The 17,681-nt window shown below is 76.0% G+C and carries 10 protein-coding genes; 5 read left to right on the forward strand and 5 right to left on the reverse strand.

The features are described 5' to 3' along the window. Window positions 1-2: 2 nt before the first annotated feature. From WMF24_RS40660 to WMF24_RS40675, 4 genes are all read left to right on the forward strand, one after another. Complete coding sequence (locus WMF24_RS40660) at window positions 3-4,475, forward strand: VIT domain-containing protein (protein WP_437732845.1); 4,473 nt, start codon at window positions 3-5, stop codon at window positions 4,473-4,475. A 161-nt stretch (window positions 4,476-4,636) separates the two neighbouring features. Then, entirely contained in the window at window positions 4,637-7,117 is a 2,481-nt protein-coding gene (locus WMF24_RS40665) for an AAA family ATPase (protein WP_437732846.1), read from the forward strand. 103 nt (window positions 7,118-7,220) lie between these two features. Next, the gene (locus WMF24_RS40670) at window positions 7,221-7,793 is read left to right on the forward strand and encodes a hypothetical protein (protein ID WP_437732847.1); all 573 of its coding nucleotides are present in this window, start codon (window positions 7,221-7,223) and stop codon (window positions 7,791-7,793) included. Window positions 7,794-7,801: 8 nt separating this feature from the next. Further along, a complete protein-coding gene (locus tag WMF24_RS40675) occupies window positions 7,802-8,716 on the forward strand; it encodes a 3-hydroxyacyl-CoA dehydrogenase family protein (RefSeq protein WP_437732848.1) in 915 nt (304 codons plus the stop codon). Between the two features lie 362 nt (window positions 8,717-9,078). Here the strand turns inward: WMF24_RS40675 and WMF24_RS40680 are convergent, their stop codons facing one another. The 5 genes from WMF24_RS40680 to WMF24_RS40700 all read right to left on the reverse strand — a co-directional run bounded on the left by WMF24_RS40680 (window position 9,079) and on the right by WMF24_RS40700 (window position 15,671). After that, window positions 9,079-9,726 carry a tetratricopeptide repeat protein gene (locus WMF24_RS40680; protein WP_437732849.1) on the reverse strand — a complete coding sequence of 216 codons (648 nt, stop codon included), beginning with the start codon at window positions 9,724-9,726 and terminating at the stop codon, window positions 9,079-9,081. Window positions 9,727-9,842: 116 nt separating this feature from the next. Next, the gene (locus WMF24_RS40685) at window positions 9,843-10,664 is read right to left on the reverse strand and encodes a hypothetical protein (RefSeq protein ID WP_437732850.1); all 822 of its coding nucleotides are present in this window, start codon (window positions 10,662-10,664) and stop codon (window positions 9,843-9,845) included. Then, window positions 10,661-11,641 carry a pseudouridine synthase gene (locus tag WMF24_RS40690; protein WP_437732851.1) on the reverse strand — a complete coding sequence of 327 codons (981 nt, stop codon included), beginning with the start codon at window positions 11,639-11,641 and terminating at the stop codon, window positions 10,661-10,663. Before WMF24_RS40690 ends, WMF24_RS40685 begins: the two co-directional genes overlap by 4 nt. Next, window positions 11,638-14,577 carry a PEP/pyruvate-binding domain-containing protein gene (locus WMF24_RS40695; RefSeq protein WP_437732852.1) on the reverse strand — a complete coding sequence of 980 codons (2,940 nt, stop codon included), beginning with the start codon at window positions 14,575-14,577 and terminating at the stop codon, window positions 11,638-11,640. The genes WMF24_RS40690 and WMF24_RS40695 overlap by 4 nt, the downstream gene beginning before the upstream one ends. Before the next feature lie 68 nt (window positions 14,578-14,645). Further along, window positions 14,646-15,671: an alpha/beta hydrolase gene (locus WMF24_RS40700; protein ID WP_437732853.1), complete on the reverse strand. Its 1,026-nt coding sequence runs from the start codon at window positions 15,669-15,671 to the stop codon at window positions 14,646-14,648. 501 nt (window positions 15,672-16,172) lie between these two features. Here WMF24_RS40700 and WMF24_RS40705 point away from each other — a divergent pair. Continuing rightward, window positions 16,173-17,675 carry an amino acid permease gene (locus WMF24_RS40705; protein WP_437738913.1) on the forward strand — a complete coding sequence of 501 codons (1,503 nt, stop codon included), beginning with the start codon at window positions 16,173-16,175 and terminating at the stop codon, window positions 17,673-17,675. Window positions 17,676-17,681: the final 6 nt, after the last annotated feature.

Genomic DNA, 17,681 nt, shown 5'->3' on the forward strand with positions numbered 1-17,681 from the left:
CGATGAGCGCGACAGGGACGGGTTCGGCTGGGCTTTGCGGCGAGGTCGAGGAGCAGCTCGCGGAGGTGGTCGAGGGGACGGCGCGGCCGTCGCTGTACGAGCACATCGCCGGCTGCGACGCGTGCCGCGACCTCCGGCACGACGCGGCGCGGGCCGCGGAGGCCGCGGCGGCGGCGGGCGCGGACTTCCGGCCCGCGGACGACTTCGCCGAGGCGCTGCTCCGGCGGATCGAGGCGGCGCGCCCGCCGGAGGGCGCGTCGGGCGGCGCCGCCCTCCGGGTGGTGCCCGGCGCGCGCGACGGCGGCGACCGGATGGACGCGCGCAGCAGCGAGGCGGGCGCGGGAGATGCGATGGCAGGCGCCCGCACCGGCGCTGGCTTGAGCGACGCCCGCACCGGGACGGCGCCGGCCGACACGGGCGTCGACGGGCCGCGCTCCGCCAGCCCAGGCGACACAGGCCGCGCCGCGCCGTCGCCGCGCCGCGCGCGGAGCCCGCTCTCCGGGCGGCGCCCGGCCATCGCCGCCGCCCTCCTCGCGGCCGCAGCGGCCGTCGCCGGGGTCGTCGTTCTGCGCGGCGGCGAGGTCGGCCCCGCCGACACGGCGGCGGTCAGCGCGCCCTGGTCCGGCAAGGTCGCCTCGGTGTCGCGCGCCTCGGCCGACAGGTCCGGCGGCCTCGAGGCGTGCGACGCCGCCGGCGCGTGCGCGCCGCTCGCCCCGGGCGCGGAGCTGCCCGCGGGCGCGACCCTGCGCACCGACAACCGGACGCGCGCGCACGTCGCGCTCAAGGACGGCTCCGCCCTGGCGATCGACCGCGGCTCGCGCGTGTGGATCGGCGCCGGCGACGCCCGCCGCGCGCGGGTCGACGAGGGCGCCGTCGTCCTCGACGTCGTCCCGGCCGGCGGCGCGCCGCCGGCGCGCATCGAGGTGCCCCACGGCGCGATCGAGGTGCTCGGGACGAAGCTCGCGGTCACCGCGAGCGCCGGGCGCGCCTCCGTCGAGGTCGCCCGCGGCGCCGTGCGCGTCACCGGCGAGCAGGGCGAGCCCGTCGAGGTGCGCGCCGGCGAGGAGGCCACGCTCGAGAGGGGCGCGGCGCCGCGGGTCGCGAGCGCCACGTCGCTCGCCGATTCGCTCTCGTGGAGCGACAGGTCCGCCGAGGAGGCCGACGCCCCGGCGCTGCGCGGCCTCGGCGAGCTCAGGGCGCGCAGGCCGGGCGCAACGCAGGAGAAGGAGCGGGCCGTGCGCCTCGCCAGGCACGCGGTCAAGGTGCGGATCGTCGACGTCGTCGCCAGGACCGAGATCGACGAGACCTTCGCCAACGACACCGACGAGGAGCTCGAGGGCATCTTCCGCTTCCCGCTCCCGCCGGGCGCGCAGATCGAGCGGCTCGCGCTCGAGGTCGACGGCAAGCTCGTCGAGGGCGCGTTCGTCGACCGCGATCGCGGGGCCGCGATCTGGCGCGGCGTCCTCCAGAACGCCGCCCCGAAGGCGCCGAAGCCGCGCGAGGAGATCGTCTGGGTCCCCGGCCCGTGGCGCGACCCCGCGCTGCTCGAGTGGCAGCGCGGCGGCCGGTTCGAGCTGCGCATCTTCCCCATCCCGAAGCGCGGCGCGCGCCGCGTCGTGCTCACCTACACGCAGCTCGTCGAGCAGGCGGGCGGCGTCCGGCGCTTCACCTACCCGCTCGCGCACGACCAGAGCGGCACGACGACCATCGGCGACTTCTCGCTCGACCTCCAGGTGCTCGGCCACGACCGGGAGCTCGGCGTCGCCACGCGCGGCTACGAGCTCGCCCCGGCGCCGGCCGAGGGCGCCGCCGACCGGCGCACGCTGCGCGCGCAGGGGTTCACGCCGGCCGGCGATCTCACGGTCGAGTACGCGCTCCCCGATCGCGATCGCCCGGTCACGGCGTGGGCCTACCGGATGCCCCCCGCCGCGGCGCCGGCGCCGGAGCCGAAGGCGGCGACCTCTCCGCCGCGCAGGCCGGCCGGCGCGGCGGCAGGCGACAGCGCGGAGCACGAGGCCTCGCTCGCCGCGGCGCGCGCCATCGCGACCGACACCTCGCCCTACGTCGCGATCGCGCTCCGGCCCCGGCTCCCCCGCTGGGAGCAGGCGACGTCGCGGCGCCACGCGATCGTCGTCGACTCGAGCCGGTCGATGATCGGCGAGCGCTTCGCCCGCGCGACGCGGCTCGCCTCGTCGATCGTCCGCGAGATGGACCGGCGCGACGAGGTCGTCGTGCTCGCGTGCGACACGCTCTGCCGCACGCTCGGCGAGGGCGGCGCCGCGCGGCCCATGGCGCCCGGCGCCGCGTCGGCGGACGAGGTCGAGCGGTTCCTCGGCCGCATCGAGCCCGACGGCGGCAGCGATCTCGCCGCGGCGATGATCGCGGCGCGCGCGGCCGCCGGCCCTCTCCAGGGCAAGGAGCTCCGGATCATCTACCTCGGCGACGGCACGCCCTCGGTCGGGCCGACGCGCCCCGCGCACCTCGAGGCCGCGGTGCGCGGCGCGATCCCGGCGGACGGCGCCGCCGTCGTCGCGGTGGCGCTCGGGAGCGACGCGGACGCGACGTCGCTCCGGGCGCTCGCGCGCGGCGGGGGCGGCGTGATGGTCCCCTACGTGCCCGGCCAGCGCGTCGCGAGCGCGGCGCAGTCGGTCCTCGGCGCGGCCTACGGCCTCGTGCTGCGCGATCCGGAGATCGAGCTGCCGCCGGGCCTCACCCAGGTCACGCCGGCGCGGCTCGACCCGATCCGCGCGGGCGGCGAGGCGTTCGTCGTGGCGCGGATGAGCTCCGGCGCCGACGTCACCGGCGAGATCCGCCTCCGCGGCCGCGTCTCGGGCGAGCGCTTCGAGCAGACCTATCCCGTCACCATCTCCGCCGGCGCGGGCGCGGGCAACGCCTTCGTCCCGCGCCTCTACGCCGCGGCGAAGATCGCGGAGCTCGAGGAGACCGGCGGCGACGCGCAGAAGCCCGCGATCATCGAGCTGTCGCGGCGCTTCTCCGTGGCGAGCCGGTTCACGTCGCTGCTCGTCCTGGAGAGCGAGGCCATGTTCAAGGCGTTCGGCCTCGAGCGGGGCGGCCTCGCCTCGGCCTTCACGGGCGAGGAGCAGGCCGAGCGCGTCAGCGCGAGCGCCGCCGGGGAGCCCGACGACGCCGCGGAGAGCGCGCACGCGTTCGGCGACGACGTCGAGGCGGAGGCCCTGGACGCCAGGGCGAAGTCGAAGGGGGAACGGTTGAAATCCGCGGAGGACCTCGGGGTCTCCGGCTCGGGGTTCGGCGGAGGCGGCCGGTCCAGCATGGACGCGCTCCCCCGCCGGGCGAGCCAGGCGCCGCGGCCAGCGCCGAAGGCCGCGCGCCCGAGCGCGCCTCCGTCGCCGTCCCTCGACAGAGAGCTGCCGGCGGAGGTCGCCGAGGCGCCGGCGGACGTCGGCGCGCCGAGGCCGGCGGCCACGGCCGCCCCGCCGTCCGCCTGGGAGCCGCCGCCGCAGCGGCTGATCCCGATGCGCCGGGTCTTCGATCGCCACGTGAGCTTCGACGCGACGAACACGCTCGCGCCCGAGAGCGCAGCGAGGACCGCGGCCGCCGAGGCGGCGCTCGCGGCGTCCCCGGACAGCCGCGACAGGACGATGGGCCTCTACGCGCTCTACGCCACGACCGGCCGCCTCGGCGAGGCCCAGGAGCTGACAGCGCGCTGGAGCGGGCGCGACGCGCTCGACCCCGACGCGCTGATCGCCCGCGCCGATCTCGCGGCGCGCCAGGGCGATCGCGACCGCGCGGCGCGCATCCTCGGGGGCCTCGCCGACGTGCGCCCCGGCGACAGGGCGGTCCAGGTGCGCCTCGCCGAGCTCTGGGACGCCGCGGGCCGGCCCGCGTTCGCGTGCCAGCACCGGGTGGCGCTCGCCGACCTCGCGCCCGCCGACGCGCAGCTCGTCGCCGCGGCGATCCGGTGCGCCGGCGAGGGCGGCATGAGCGAGCTCGCGAGCCAGCTCCGCCTCGACGTGACGTCCGCCATCCGCGCGGAGGTCGACCGGCGCCTCGCCCAGCCGGACGCGGCGCCGCCCGCCGGCCTTCAGGGCGACGTCCAGCTCAGCGCCGCGTGGAGCGGGGGCGCCGATCTCGACCTCGCGCTCATCGACGCGCAGGGCCGGCGGCTCTCCTGGATGGGCTCCACCCTCGGGTCCGTGGGTGTGCGCTCGCGCGACGCGACGAGCACGCGCGCCGAGTCGCTCGCGCTGCGGAACCTCCCCAGGGGCAGCTACGTCGTCGAGATCGCGCGCGCGTCCACCGGGGACGGCGCCTCGCCGCCCGGCGCGCCCGGCGTCGTGCGCGGCGAGCTGACCCTGCGCCTCGCCGGCGAGACGCGGAATGTCCCCTTCACGCTCGAGGGCGCGCGGCGCGAGATCGGCACGGTGCGCGTCTTCTTCACCTCCCGCCTGGTGCCTGTCGACGGCGCCCCGGCGCCCCCGCCGCGCCGCTGGTGACGCGGCGGCGCCGGCGCACGCCCTGCGCCGCTCTCCGGAAAGCGCCTCCCGGCGCATCTGCCCGCGCATCTGCCCGCGCGTCTCCCGGCGCGTGTCGGGGGGGTCATGAGGGCCCCCGCGCCGCGCTCGTGTCGGGAGGAGATCCTCGATACAGTTTCGTCATGAACCCGCTCGTCCCGGACTTCATCCTCGAACAGGATGCCGAAGGGCAGTATGCGGGGGCGGTCGACGCGGCCGTCCTGCACGTCTCGCTCCCCGCGGTGGTCGATCTCGCCGAGCAGATGATCGCGCGCCAGGCGATCGATCCGGACGCGCTGCGCTCGCTGTTCGATCCGCTCTTCGAGGCCGTGCACCAGTCGGGCGGGTTCGTCGCGGCGTTCGCGCCCGGCGGCGGGTTCACGGCGATCTTCCCCGACCGGCCGGGGCGCAACGTCACGCGGCACGCCCGCAGCGCGGCCCTCGCGATGCGCCGCAGCCTCCTCGAGCTCGCCGCGCGCCGCGCGCTCGGCGCCGGGGGCGCGCAGATGCCGTTCAGGATCGGGCTCGCGTGGGGCCCGGTCCACTGGACGATCGTGCGCATCGCAGAGGACCGGGCGTACTACCTGCTCTACGGCCCTGCGATCGAGGCCTGCCAGGCGACCGACCGCGGCGGCGACGACAGCGAGCTCCACCTCGATCGCAGCTTCCGCGAGCGCCTCCCGGCCGTCGGCGCGCGGGAGAGCACGGTGGAGCTCGACGACGCCGATCTCCTGAGCGGGCCCCCGTCGCTGACGGTCGCGTCGACCCCGACGGACGCGGACGCCGAGGCGTTCCTGCCGCCGGGCGCGGGCGATCTCGCGCCCGAGGGCGAGATCCGGGAGGTGACGACGGTCGCGGTGTCGCTCGACCGGGTCGCGAGCCCGACGGAGCTCATCCAGCAGCTCCACGACATCGCGGCGATGTACGGCGCCACGTTCGCCGGCGTGCACGTGACGGAGCGCGGCTTCGGCGCGCTCTTCTACTTCGGCGCGCCCGTCGCGCACGAGAGCGACCACGATCGCGCCCTCGATTTCGCGCTCGAGCTGAAGAGCAACGGCCTCGGCGTGCAGCGGCTCGCGGTGGGCATCACCCGCGCGCGCTGCCTCGTCGGCTTCTTCGGCGCCGTGGGCCGCCGCGAGTTCGCCTGCATCGGCCGCGCCGTCCACCTCGCCGCGCAGATCGCGCGCAAGGCGGCGCCGTCGTCGATCTGGGCCGACGAGCGGGCGTTCCTCGCGGGCGAGGCGAGCCACCAGTGGTCGACCGAGAACATCTTCCGGTTCGACGGGTTCGACCTGCCGATCCTCGTCTACTCGCTCGAGCGGCGGCGCATCGCCGTGCAGGAGGAGTTCTACGACCTCGGCCCCATCGGCCGCGAGGCGGAGCTCGAGCGGCTCACGCGCGCGCTCGAGCCGATCTTCGCCGGGCGCTCCGCCGGGGTCGTGTACATCGTCGGCGACGCGGGCATCGGCAAGAGCTACCTCGTGCACAGCTACCGCCACCAGCGCGCGCAGCTCATGGACATGCGGCCGCTGCTCTGGATCGAGGCCCGCTGCGACCAGACGCTGAGGACCCCGCTCTACGCGTTCGAGTTCGCGCTGAAGGAGTACCTCGGGATCTCGTCGGAGATCGGCCAGCGCGCCAAGCAAGCCGGGCTCGATCTCGCGCTCCAGCTCCTCCTCGAGCGGCTGCCCGAGAGCTGGACCGAGGTGCGCGCGGGGATCGAAGGGTCGCGCGAGGCGCTCGCGCGGCTGCTCCGGCTGCGGGACGACGAGCCGGCGGCGGCGGAGGCCGAGGCCCCGCGGCGCGACGAGGCGCTCGCGGCGCTCGCCGCGCTGCTCGTCGCGGAGAGCTCGCTCCAGCCGGTGGTCGTGCACCTCGACGACGCGCAGTGGGCCGATCCGACGTCGCTCGAGGCGGTGCGCGCGATCGCGGCCGCCTGCCGGGATCTGCCCTTCGCGGTGATCTGCTCGGCGCGGCCCCCTGCGCCCGGGGACGACGGAGACGCGGTGCGCATCCCGCTCGACGACGGCATCCCGTCCGAGGTCATCGAGCTCGCGCCGCTGCCGAAGGAGCGGCTGCTCGCGCTCGCGGAGCCGTTCTTCGGCGGCCCGCTCCCGACGATGCTCGAGTCGCTGCTCGGCCAGACCGCGGGCGGCAACCCGTTCTTCGCGCAGGAGATCCTCGCGTACTGGCTCGAGGACGGCCGGTACGGGTCGACGCACGAGGGCGCGCGCTCGAGCCGGTTCATGCCGCCGCGCACCGTGAACAGCCTGCTCGTCGCCCGGCTCGATCGGCTCGAGCCGCGGATGCGGCAGACGGTCATCTCCGCGGCGGTGCTGGGGCGGGAGTTCGACACGCGCGTGCTCGCCCGGATGATCCCGGACGCGTCGGCGCTCGTGGATCACCTGCGCTTCGGCGAGGCGCAGCGGCTCTGGTCGCGGATGGGGGAGCACCGCTTCGAGTTCTGCACGGTGCTGATCCGCGACGCGGCGTACGGGATGCAGCCGAAGCAGGCGGCCGAGCGGCAGCACCGCCTCGCGGCCGAGGCCATCGAGGCCGTCTACGGGGACGACCTCGAGGACCAGCGCGCGGCGCTCGACAGCCACCGGAGGCTCGCGGGCTGAGCGCGCCTGGCCGCGCGCTCGCCGCCGCGCGCCGGGCGCCCGCGCCGCGCGGGGCGTGATACCCCCTCGACGCCGCTGTGGAAGTGCGGCAACTGTCGCGCGCATGAGCACGGCCCATCAAGAAACCCACGCGGCCGCGGCGCACGACGCGAGCGACCACCACGGCTTCGACGCAGAGCCCGCCCGCGCGCTGCCGGCCGACGAGCCGCCCACCCCGAACTGGGTCCCGGCGCTGGGGCTCGCGGTCTTCGTGGTCGCGGGCGTCACGTTCCTCGCGATGAGCAGCGGCGACGATGCGACCGGGACCGGCAAGGCGGCACCGGCCGACGCGCGCCCGGCGGCCGCGGCGAACGCGCGCCCGGCCGGCGCGCGCCCCGCGGCCCCGCACGGCGCCCACCCGGAGGGCGCGCACGACCACCCGCACCCGGGGGCGGACCAGCCCCCGCCCGGGCGCCGGCTGAGGCTGCCGGGCGAGCGCCCCACCCCGCCGACCGGGCCCGCCGCGGGCGCGGCCGCGGAGACGATGCGCGCTGCCGAGGCGCTCCGGGGGCCCGCCGCGCCCGGCACGGCGAACCTGCGCAAGCTGACGCCAGAGGAGGTGGAGCGGGTGCGCAAGCAGATGCAGGAGGCGCGGCAGAAGGGCGGCGCGCAGCAGCCGCCGGCCGCGCCGAAGTGAGCGAGGCGGTGGAGGGCTCCCCCGCCGCGCGCATCCGCGCGGCGCTCGTGATCGGCGCGGGCACGATGGGCCAGGGGATCGCGCAGGTCACGGCGGTCGCCGGCTACGTGACGCGCCTCCACGACGTCGACGCGGCGCGGATCGGCGCGGCGATCGAGGACATCAAGCGCTCGACCGACCGCCTCGTGCAGAAGGGCAAGATGCTCAACGAGGCGCGCAGCGAGATGATCGGGATGCTCGTCGCGTCGCCGGATCTCGAGCGCGCGGCGGCGGACGTCGATCTCGTGATCGAGGCGGTGCCCGAGCGGATGGACCTCAAGGTCGAGGTGCTCGGCCGGGTGAAGGCGGCGGCGCCGGAGCGGGCGCTGTTCGGCTCGAACACGTCGAGCCTGAGCATCACGGAGCTCGGCCGCCGGCTCGGGGCGGGGGCGCGCACGGTGGGCCTGCACTTCTTCAACCCGCCGCCGGTGATGGAGCTGCTCGAGGTGGTGCGGGGGCTGGAGACCGACGAGGCGACGGTGACGACGGCGCTCTCGGTGGCGAGGCGCCTGGGCAAGACGCCGATCGTGGTGAACGACACGCCCGGCTTCGCGACGAGCCGGCTCGGGGTGGCGCTCGGCGCGGAGGCGATGCGGATGCTGGAGTCCGGGGTGGCGTCGGCGGTCGACATCGATCGCGCGATGGAGCTCGGGTACCGGCACCCGATGGGGCCGCTGAAGCTGACGGATCTCGTGGGGCTCGACGTGCGGCTCGCGATCCTGGAGCACCTGCACCGGGAGGTCGGGGAGCAGTTCAGGCCGCCGGTGATCCTGCGGCAGATGGTGCGGGCGGGGAGGCTCGGGAAGAAGACCGGGGAGGGGTTCTACCGGTGGACCGAGGCGGGGGCCCAACCCATCGAGGGCGACGGCTGGCGCAGGGGGTAGAGAGCGCTCCGGGCGCGCGCGGGGGCCCGCCGAACTCGCGCGGGCCCGTGCTCGCCCCTCGCTGCGCGAGGGACAAGCACGGGCAAGAGGCGCTCAGACATCGGCCCGTCCCCGCGCGCGCCCGGAGCGCTCTCTACCCCCTGCGCCAGCTCCTGAAGAAAAGGGGGGTCGTCGAGAAGGCGGCGGACGTCGGCGGTGGGGAGCCGATGACGGAGCAGGCTCGCGGTTCAGGACGCGACTGCGCTCCGACACACGCCCGAGGCCTTCCGACACGCTGCCTTCACGCCGGCGACGGGTGCTTGGGTTAGATATCGGGAGCTGTCATGTGCGCGGCGGAGGAGCTCCGCGCAGCCGAGGACACGCTAGCGGTTCAGCTTGTCCTTCTTGGCGTTCTCCTCGGCCTCTTTCTGGCGCTCGGCCTCGCGCTGGACGATGCGCTCCTTGACCGCGACGTAGTCCTTCTCGTCCTTCACCCGCCGGTCGATCTGCTTCTGACGCTCCGTCACGGTCGCCGGGTAGCCGCCCGCCTTCGGATTGCTGGTCAGGTACGCGCCGTAGGCACCCCACGCGTCCCTCGCACCCTGCCAGTTCTTCTGACGCTCGCGCAGATCGGCCAGGCAGAAGAGCACCTTGGCGTGAAGCGCCTCCGTGCCCTTCTTGCTGAGCGCCGTCGTCCAGGCCGCCTCCGCCTCCGCCTGGTTGCCCGACTCGAGCATCGCCTCGCCGAGACGGTAGAAGCCGAGCATCTTCGTGGGATCCAGCTTGATCGCCTCCTGGAAGGCAGCGATCGCACCGGGAATGTCGCGCGCCACGAACGACCCCTGACCCTTCAGGATCTGCTCCGTGTACGGGCTGATGCCGCTCCGCCCCTCAGGATCCTTCGGTGACGTGGCCGCCGCGGCAGCAGGCGGCGCCGCAGCGTCCGCAGCCGGCTGCTGGGCAGCAGCCGGCACCGCAACGGCGACAGCGAAAGCGAACGAGGCGATGACAGCTAGCGAGCGGTCCTGCATGGCCCCCAAGGTACCGCAGCCGCGCCCCGAAGGGGAAACCTTGCTGCACGGGCCAGAGGGCCAGCCACCCCCGCGTCACCAACGACCCCCGCGTCGCCAGCGACCCCCGCGCCGAGCTACTTGCGCCGCGGCCTGAACGGGTCCACCGGCACCCCGGCATCCGGCGGCCGACCCGCGTCCACTGGCGGCCAGCCCCCATCCGGTACCCCCGCGTCCACCGGCGGCCAGCCCCCGTCCGGCTGCCCCGCGTCCACCGGCGGCCACCCCGCATCCGGCGGCCCCGCGTCCACCGGCGGCCAACCCGCATCCGGGCGCCCCCCGTCCGCCGGCGGCCTTCCCCCGTCCGCCGCGCCGCCGTCCGCCGGCGGCCTCCCGCCATCCGCCGGCACGCCGCCGTCGAGCGCCGCCGGGCTCGGCGCGTCCAGCGACGCAAGCCGGCCGTCCGGCTCCGGCGGCCACACGAAACGTTGCTCCGCGCCCGTCTTCCGATCGACCAGCTTGGCCCAGCTCGCGCGCGGGTTGTCCGCCATCTGCACGCGCAGCCTCGTCGTCACGCCCTCGTCGAACGTCGGCCGGCGGAGCAGGATGTCCTTCGACCGCTCGGGCGCGTCGCCCGTCAGCGGCACGTCGAAGCGGATCCGATCGAGCAGCTCCTTGCCGACGTAGAGCTCGATCGCGAACCGGCCCATCACGCGCGCCGTCGCCGCTGGCCTGTCGAGCGTCACAGGGCGCACCCGCGCGATCGATCCCCTGCCCTTCGCGTACTGCACCTCGAAGACCCACTGCCTCGCGCTGGGCCGCACCTCGGGGTCCGGCGCATACCCGGCGCGCGACGGAGGAGCGCCGGGGTCGGCCACCGCGACGACCCCCGCGGCGGCGAGCGCAAGGCCGGCGAGGGTTGCAAGGGCGGCACGGGCAAAAGGGCGAGGCGAGGTCATCGGGTACCGGAGGGAGCCCCGAGCAGCAAGGCCGCCTCGGGCGCCGCAGACAGCACCTCTTCCCACGCCGAGCCGTCGCCGTCGAGCGCCGTCCAGAGATCCCGCAGCTCCTCCGGCACCGGCGCCACCGCGGCGCGCTCCTCGCCGCGCTCGTCCGGCACCGCGACGCGCAGGGCGTGCAGCGCGATGCGCGCGAGCGGGAGCACGCGGCCCCGCGCCGTCGTCACGGACCGGGCGCCGCCATGATCGCGATCGCCGAGGAGCGGCGCGCCCGCGTGCGCGGCGTGCACCCGGAGCTGGTGCATGCGGCCCGTCACCGGATCCAGCCGGAGCAGCGTGGCCGGCGCCGCCCCACCCCCGGCCCAGGCGACAGCACGGTACCGCGTCGCCGCGTCCCTCGCCCCGGCGCCGCCGACCGCCGGCAGGCTGCGCCCGCCCCGCGCCCGCGCCGCGCCGATCGGCGCATCCCACGTGCCCGCCCCCTCGACGCGCCCGCCCGCGACGCCGACGTAGACGCGCGCGATGCGCCCCGCCTCGCGCATCGCCGCGAGGTGCCGCTGGCCCCGCGCGCCCGTCGCGCACAGCACCGCGCCGCTCACGCCCACGTCGAGCCGCGAGGCCGCGTGCGGCGGCGCGGGCAGGCCGAGCAGCTCCGCGACCTCCGTGACAAGCGACCGCGTGCCGCGGCGCTCCGGCATCGTCGGCAGCGCCGCCGGCTTCGACGCGACGAGGATCTCCCCCCAGCGCGCCAGCACCTCGACCGGCGGCGCGCCCGGCGCGTCGCGCCGCGCCGGCCACACGGCGAGCTCGTCGCCCTCGGCCACCGGGTCGTCCGGCCGCGCGCGCCGCGCGTTCAGGAAGGCGCGCCCCTCCGCCGCCGCGCCAGCAAACGCGCGCGACGCGCCGCCCATGCGCTCGAGGACGTCGGCCACCGTGGGGCCGTCCGACGGCCCCACGCGCCACCGCGCCGCGGTCATCCGGGCGGCGCGGCGAGCGGCGCCGCGCCCTCGCCCGAGGCGCCGTCCAGCGACGGCGGCGCGCCGTCGAGCGATGGCGGCCCGCCGTCGCTCGACGGCGGCGCGCCGCGCTCGTCCAGGCGCTCGACCACGCCGCGATCGCCGTCGATCCGCAGCCGGTCGCCCGTCTTGATCGCCAGCGTCACGCCGGGCACGTTCACCACCGCCGGGATGCCGTACTCCCGCGCGACGATCGAGGCGTGCGACATGGGGCCGCCGAGCTCCGTCACGACGGCGGCGGCCACCAGGAACAGCGGCGACAGGCCGATGTCCGTCGTCCGCGCGACGAGCACCTCGCCCGGCTCCACCGCGTCGAGCGAGGGCGCGCCGGGGTCGAGCACGCGCGCGCGCCCCTCGACGACGCCGGGGCTCGCCGGCAAGCCGAGGAGGCGGACCCCGGACGCCGGCGGCAGCACGATCGGCGGCGGCCGGCCGATGAACGTCGGCGGCGGATCGGGGCGCGCGGCGTCGCGCAGGTGCTCGGCGCGGCGCAGCCGGACGACGTGGCCCACGTCGGCGCGGCCGCTGGAGAGCGCCGTCACGAGCTCCTCGTACGTGCAGAAGAAGACGCTCCCGGGCAAGAGCGACGGCTCGATGCGCCGCAGCCGCCGGTCGATGTCGAGCGCGACCTTCCGCAGCATGCCGAGCACGCGCGTCACCCACGTGCGCATGCGCTCGCGCAGGCGCACGTAGCGCTGCGCGCGGCCGACGAGCACGCGCAGCAGCGCGAGCTCCGCCCGCGACAGGCGCGTCTCGAGCACCGCCATCTCCCGGTCGGCGAGCGCGCGCGCCCGCGCCAGCGCGCGCTCCGGGTCGCCGGGCGCGCCGCGCAGCGACGCCGTGAGCATCGCGATGACCGGCGTCGGATCCTCCCGCCAGCGCGGCGTCGCGAGCTCCGCCTCGCGCACGGCGCGATCGCCGTACGCGTCGAGGAAGCGCGCCAGCGCGTCGCGCGCCGGGCCCTCGGGCAGGTCGCGCGGCCACCTCACCTCGCCGGCGAGGAGCCGCTCGCGCGCGACCCGATCCAGCATGACGAGCTCGGCCACCCGGGCGAGCTCGATGCCCGGCCCCGCGCTGTCGAGCTCGCGCACGCCGCCCGCGAGCACCTGCGCCAGGTGCTCGATGTTCGTCTCCGCGCGACCGGCCGCGTCGTCGAGCGGCGCCTCGCCGGACGCGGAGCGCGCGGACGCGCGGCGGCGCGTGACCCGCTCCAGCGCCTTGCAGAGCCCGAGGTGGCTCGCGAGCGACGCCGACGCGCAGTGCAGCATCAGCGTGCCGGTCCGCTCGAGCAGCAGGAAGACGCTGCGCAGCGTGGTGCCGATCGCGTCGTCCGGCAGGAGCGTCATGTCGAGCTCCGAGAGCGCGCGCTGCGCCCAGAGCGCCTCGCCCTCGTAGGCCGCGACCTCGCGCTCGAGGCGCGCCTGCCGCAGGAGCAGCCGCGGCGCGGTGAGCGGCAGCCGCGCGTAGAAGCGGCGCCGCGACACGCCCGCGCTCTGCTCGGCGAGCCGCGCGATGAGCTGCTCGCTCGCCCCGCCGCTCATGCCGAGCAGCGCCCCCGGCGAGAGACCCGGGACCTGCGCCGCGATCTGCATGAAGGCGGTCAGGTTCAGGTAGAAGCGCCCGTACACGTTCGTCACGAGGCGCGCGCCGCGCGGCACGCGGCAGCCGAGCGCGGCGAACGCCTCGCGGAAGCCCCGGTCCGAGAACGCCCGGGCCACCGACCAGGTGAGCGGCGTCGCCGCGCCCGGGAGCGCCTCGCCCACGTTGGCGCGCGACCAGATCGTGTCGGCGCCGCCCCCCTCGGGGAAGCCGCCGCCGCTCACCGGGCGCACCTGGAGCAGCCAGACGCGCCGCCCGGCCGGCGGCGGCGAGCTGCCCGGCGCAGCGCCGTCCCGCGGCGCCTCCGGGCCGCCGGGGTCGTCGCCCTCCACGGCGAACTCCACGTCGAACGGACCCTTGCCGCCCTGCTCGAGCCGCGCGGCGAGCTCGGCGAGCTGCTGCAGCGCGGCCTCGTCGAGCGCCGGGCGCTCGGCGCGCTCCGTGGGCACCGGGACCTCCTCGATCCCCGCCGCGCCGACGACGAGCGCGCGCCGCTTCTGCGCGACGGCGGACGCGACGACCCGGCCGCCGTCGCGCGCGATCCGGAGGGTGTCGGCCGCCACGGCGCCGTCGACGACAGGCGCGCCGAGCCCGAGCGTGACGTTCACGAGCCGCTCGCCCGCGCGCCAGTGCTCGCTCTCGAGCCCCGGCGGGGGCGCGGTGAAGAGCACGCCCGCGGCCTCGGCGCGCACCATCACCTGGAGCACCACGCCCATCGCGACGTCGCGGACGCCCGCGTGCGCGAGGTACGCGAGCGCGCGCGGCAGGAAGGCGCTCGCCCAGACCTGCCGGATCGCGGCGTGGAGCTCGGCCTCGCCGCGCACGCCGAGCACCGAGGTGGCGAGCCCCGCCATCGACGTCTCGTCGCTGTCCTCGCAGGTGGCGCTCGACCGCACCGCGAGCCCCCAGGGCGCCTCGGGCTCGACGGCCTGCCAGAGCGCCCCGAGCGCGGTCGAGAGCGCCTCGGGCAGCGGCTCGGTCAGGATGCGGTCGCGCGCCCGCGCCGCCCGGTCGACGCCCGCCTTCGTGCCCGAGAGCCGGATCAGCGTGGCGAGGTCGTGCCCCGGCGGGAGCTGCCTGTCGACGAGCTCCGTGAAGCACCGCGCGTCGAGCGCCCAGCCGCGCGGCACCGGGAAGCCGTCGCGCAGCAGGCGCCCGAGCGACGCCGCCTTGCCGCCGACGCGCTTCGCGCTCGTGCTGCGGCGCTGGCCGGCGGTCTCGAGCGGCTTCAGCCACTCGCGCACGGAGGGCGGGTCGGTCGCGCTGTCGGCGCGGGCGATGCGTGTCGTGTCGGCCACGTCGTTGCCGAGGAACTAACACGGTTCGGCGGCCTGGGTCAGGGGCTTGTGACGCCGGGCCGGCCCGGTCACGGCGGGCTCAACCCCCGCAGCACGCGCTCGTGCCAGAGCACCATTTCCACGCCGCCGGGGCCGCGATTCCAGGCATAGTCGTGCGGTCCGGGCACAATGAGCAGCTCGTGGGCGACGCCGTCCTGGCGCAGCCGATCGCTGATCGCCCGGATGGCGGGCAGGAAGGGGTCCGCCTCGCTGGACACGAGCCGCAGCGCGATCGTTCGGCGCTCCATGGCCCGGCGCGCGAGGGCCGAGAACATCTCCGCCTCGCCCGCCCGCACCGCGGGCTGCAGGGCGCCGACCGCGCCGAAGACGTCGGGGTGCGACAGGCCGACGAGCAGCGCGAGCCGGCCGCCGAGGCTCACGCCGTCGATGCCCGTCGCCTCCCGGGCGGCCTGGCAGCCGCCCTCGGCGCGCGCCCGCGGCAGGAGCCGCTCGACGACGAACCGCCCGAACGCCGCGGCCCCTTCGGCGGAGCGATCGCGCAGGTCGGGCGTGAACGGCGTGGCGATGCACATCCCGCGGTAGGGGTGGGCGTCGAGCGAGGCGTTGAGCTGCGCGAGCCGCTCGCGCGTCACCATGTGCCCGAGGTCCTCCGGATCGAGCGGCGGCGATCGGAGCCGCTCGATCGTCGCGTCGAGGCCGTAGTCGTCGCGCCACCCGCGCGCGCCGACCTCGACGCCCCGCACCGCCTCGCCGCGCCCGTGCAGCGCGACGAGCAGCGGCGGCGCCGCCGCGCCGCCGGGGGCGAGGAGCAGCGCGCGCTGCGGGCCGTCGCCGCCCGGGTCCGGCGCGAACGCGAGGTCCTTCCAGCCCGGAGCGGCGGCTCCGGACGAAGCGGGCGCCGGGTCCGGCGGCGGCGGCGGCGAGCTGCTGCGGCGGCACGAGGCCGAGGCGAGCGCGGCGAGGCCGAGCAGCGCGCGCCGGCGCGGGAGCGGGGGGAGCTTCGTGGCGGCCATCGGCGGCGAGGGTAGCAGCGGGGCTCCCCGGCCACCGCCGGTGCCGCCGGTGCCGCCGGTGCCGCCGGTGCCGCCGTCCATGCACCGTGCTTGTCCGGTATCGGGCTCACGAACAGCAGGTTTCGAAATCCGACCACGCTGCTGCAGGCAGCGCTCGAGACAGCTTGATCGGATCCGGGAAAAGACCATGCCAGGGATCAGCCTCGCGAAGAGAGAAAGAGATTTCAACGCAAAGGCGCAAAGTCGCAAAGACGCAAAACTTTTGTCTCTTTGCGCCTTCGCGCCTCGGCGTTGATATCCCTTCCCTGGTCCCCGCGCCGCCCCGGATACGGACACTAGGCATTCGCCGGCGTGCCCGGGTACGCTCTCCTCGCGCGGGCGAGATCCCCGAGCGGGGCGCTCATCGCGCGACACGCGCCGATCGTCACGGGGCCCGCGGGCGCCGTCGGCCGTGCTCCAGACCCGTGATGAAAGGGACCGCTCATGAGCCGTGAGACGAAGGGGGACGTCGGGCCGCGCGCCGGCGATCGGCCGCGCAGCGTGGAGGGCGTGATCGCCGAGGACGTGAAGACGCTCCACAGCATGGGCTACGCGCAGGAGCTGCTGCGCCGGATGGGGGGATTCTCGAACTTCGCCATCTCGTTCTCGATCATCTGCATCATCGCGGGCGGCATCACCTCGTTCCAGATGGGCCTTTGCAGCGTCGGCGGCGCCGGCATCGGCATCGGCTGGCCGGTCTGCAGCGCGCTGTCGCTCTGCACGGCGCTCACGATGGGGCAGGTCGCTTCCGCGTTCCCGACCGCGGGCGGCCTGTATCACTGGGCCTCCATCCTCGGCGGCCGGGGCTTCGGCTGGGCCACCGCGTGGTTCAACCTGATCGGCCTCGTCACCGTCCTCGCGGCCATCAACGTCGGCGCCTACCTGTTCATCATGAGCTCGCTCGGCCCGCTGTTCGGCGTCGACATCGCGGCGATGGATCCGGCTCGGGCCCTCCTGACGCAGATCGTCGGGGTCACGCTCATCACCGGGACACAGGCGCTCTTCAACCACCTCGGGATCCGCGTCACCACGCTGCTCACCGACTTCAGCGGATACCTCATCCTCGTCGTCGCGGTGGTCCTCACCCTCGCGATGCTGTTCCACGCGCCCGAGATCGACCTCGGGCGGCTCGTCACGTTCACGAACTACAGCGGCCCGAAGGGGGGCGACGTGTGGCCGGAGACGGACAGCATGACGATGCTGTTCCTCCTGAGCTTCCTCTTGCCCGCATACACGATCACCGGATACGACGCGTCGGCGCACACCTCGGAGGAGACGATCGGCGCGGCGCACACCGTCCCGCGGGGCATCGTCCGGGCGGTGCTCGTCTCCGGCGTGTTCGGCTGGCTCATGCTGAGCGCGATCGTGCTCGCGATCCCGGACATGGACAGGGCCGCGTCGAAGGGCAGCGGGGTCTTCTTCTGGATCATGGAGAGCGTCATCCCGGAGAAGCTGCGGATCGCGCTCTACGCCGGCATCTCGGTCGCCCAGTACCTCTGCGGGCTGGCGACGGTGACGTCCGCCTCGCGCATGACGTTCGCGTTCGCCCGCGACGGGGGCCTGCCCCTCTCGGAGCAGCTCCGCAAGGTGAGCCCGAAGTTCCGCACGCCGGCCACGGCTATCTGGGTCGTCAGCGGGTTGACGATCGCCTTCACCGTCTACACCCCGGTCTACTCGACGATCACGGCCGTGTGCGTGATCTTCCTCTACATCTCCTATGTCATGCCGACGATGGCGGGCGTGCGGGCCTACGGCCGCACCTGGGTGACGATGGGGCCGTGGGACCTCGGCCCGCTCTACCGGCCGCTCGCGGTCATCAGCGTCCTCGCGTGCCTGATGCTGATCGTCGTGAGCGTCCAGCCGCCGAACGACAAGGCCCTTGTCATCATGCTCATCGTGTTCGCGCTGACGGCGATCATCTGGTTTGCGCTGGAGCGCCGCCGCTTCCAGGGCCCGCCGCAAGGGGTGATGATCCAGCAGCGAGAGCGGGAGATCGCGGAGGCGGAGCGGGCCGTCGGCCAGATCGCCGCGGGCGGCGGCCACTGAAGGGCC

Origin of the sequence: Sorangium sp. So ce1335, from assembly GCF_051521615.1 — a bacterium.
Taxonomy (GTDB): Bacteria; Myxococcota_A; Polyangia; order Polyangiales; family Polyangiaceae; genus Sorangium.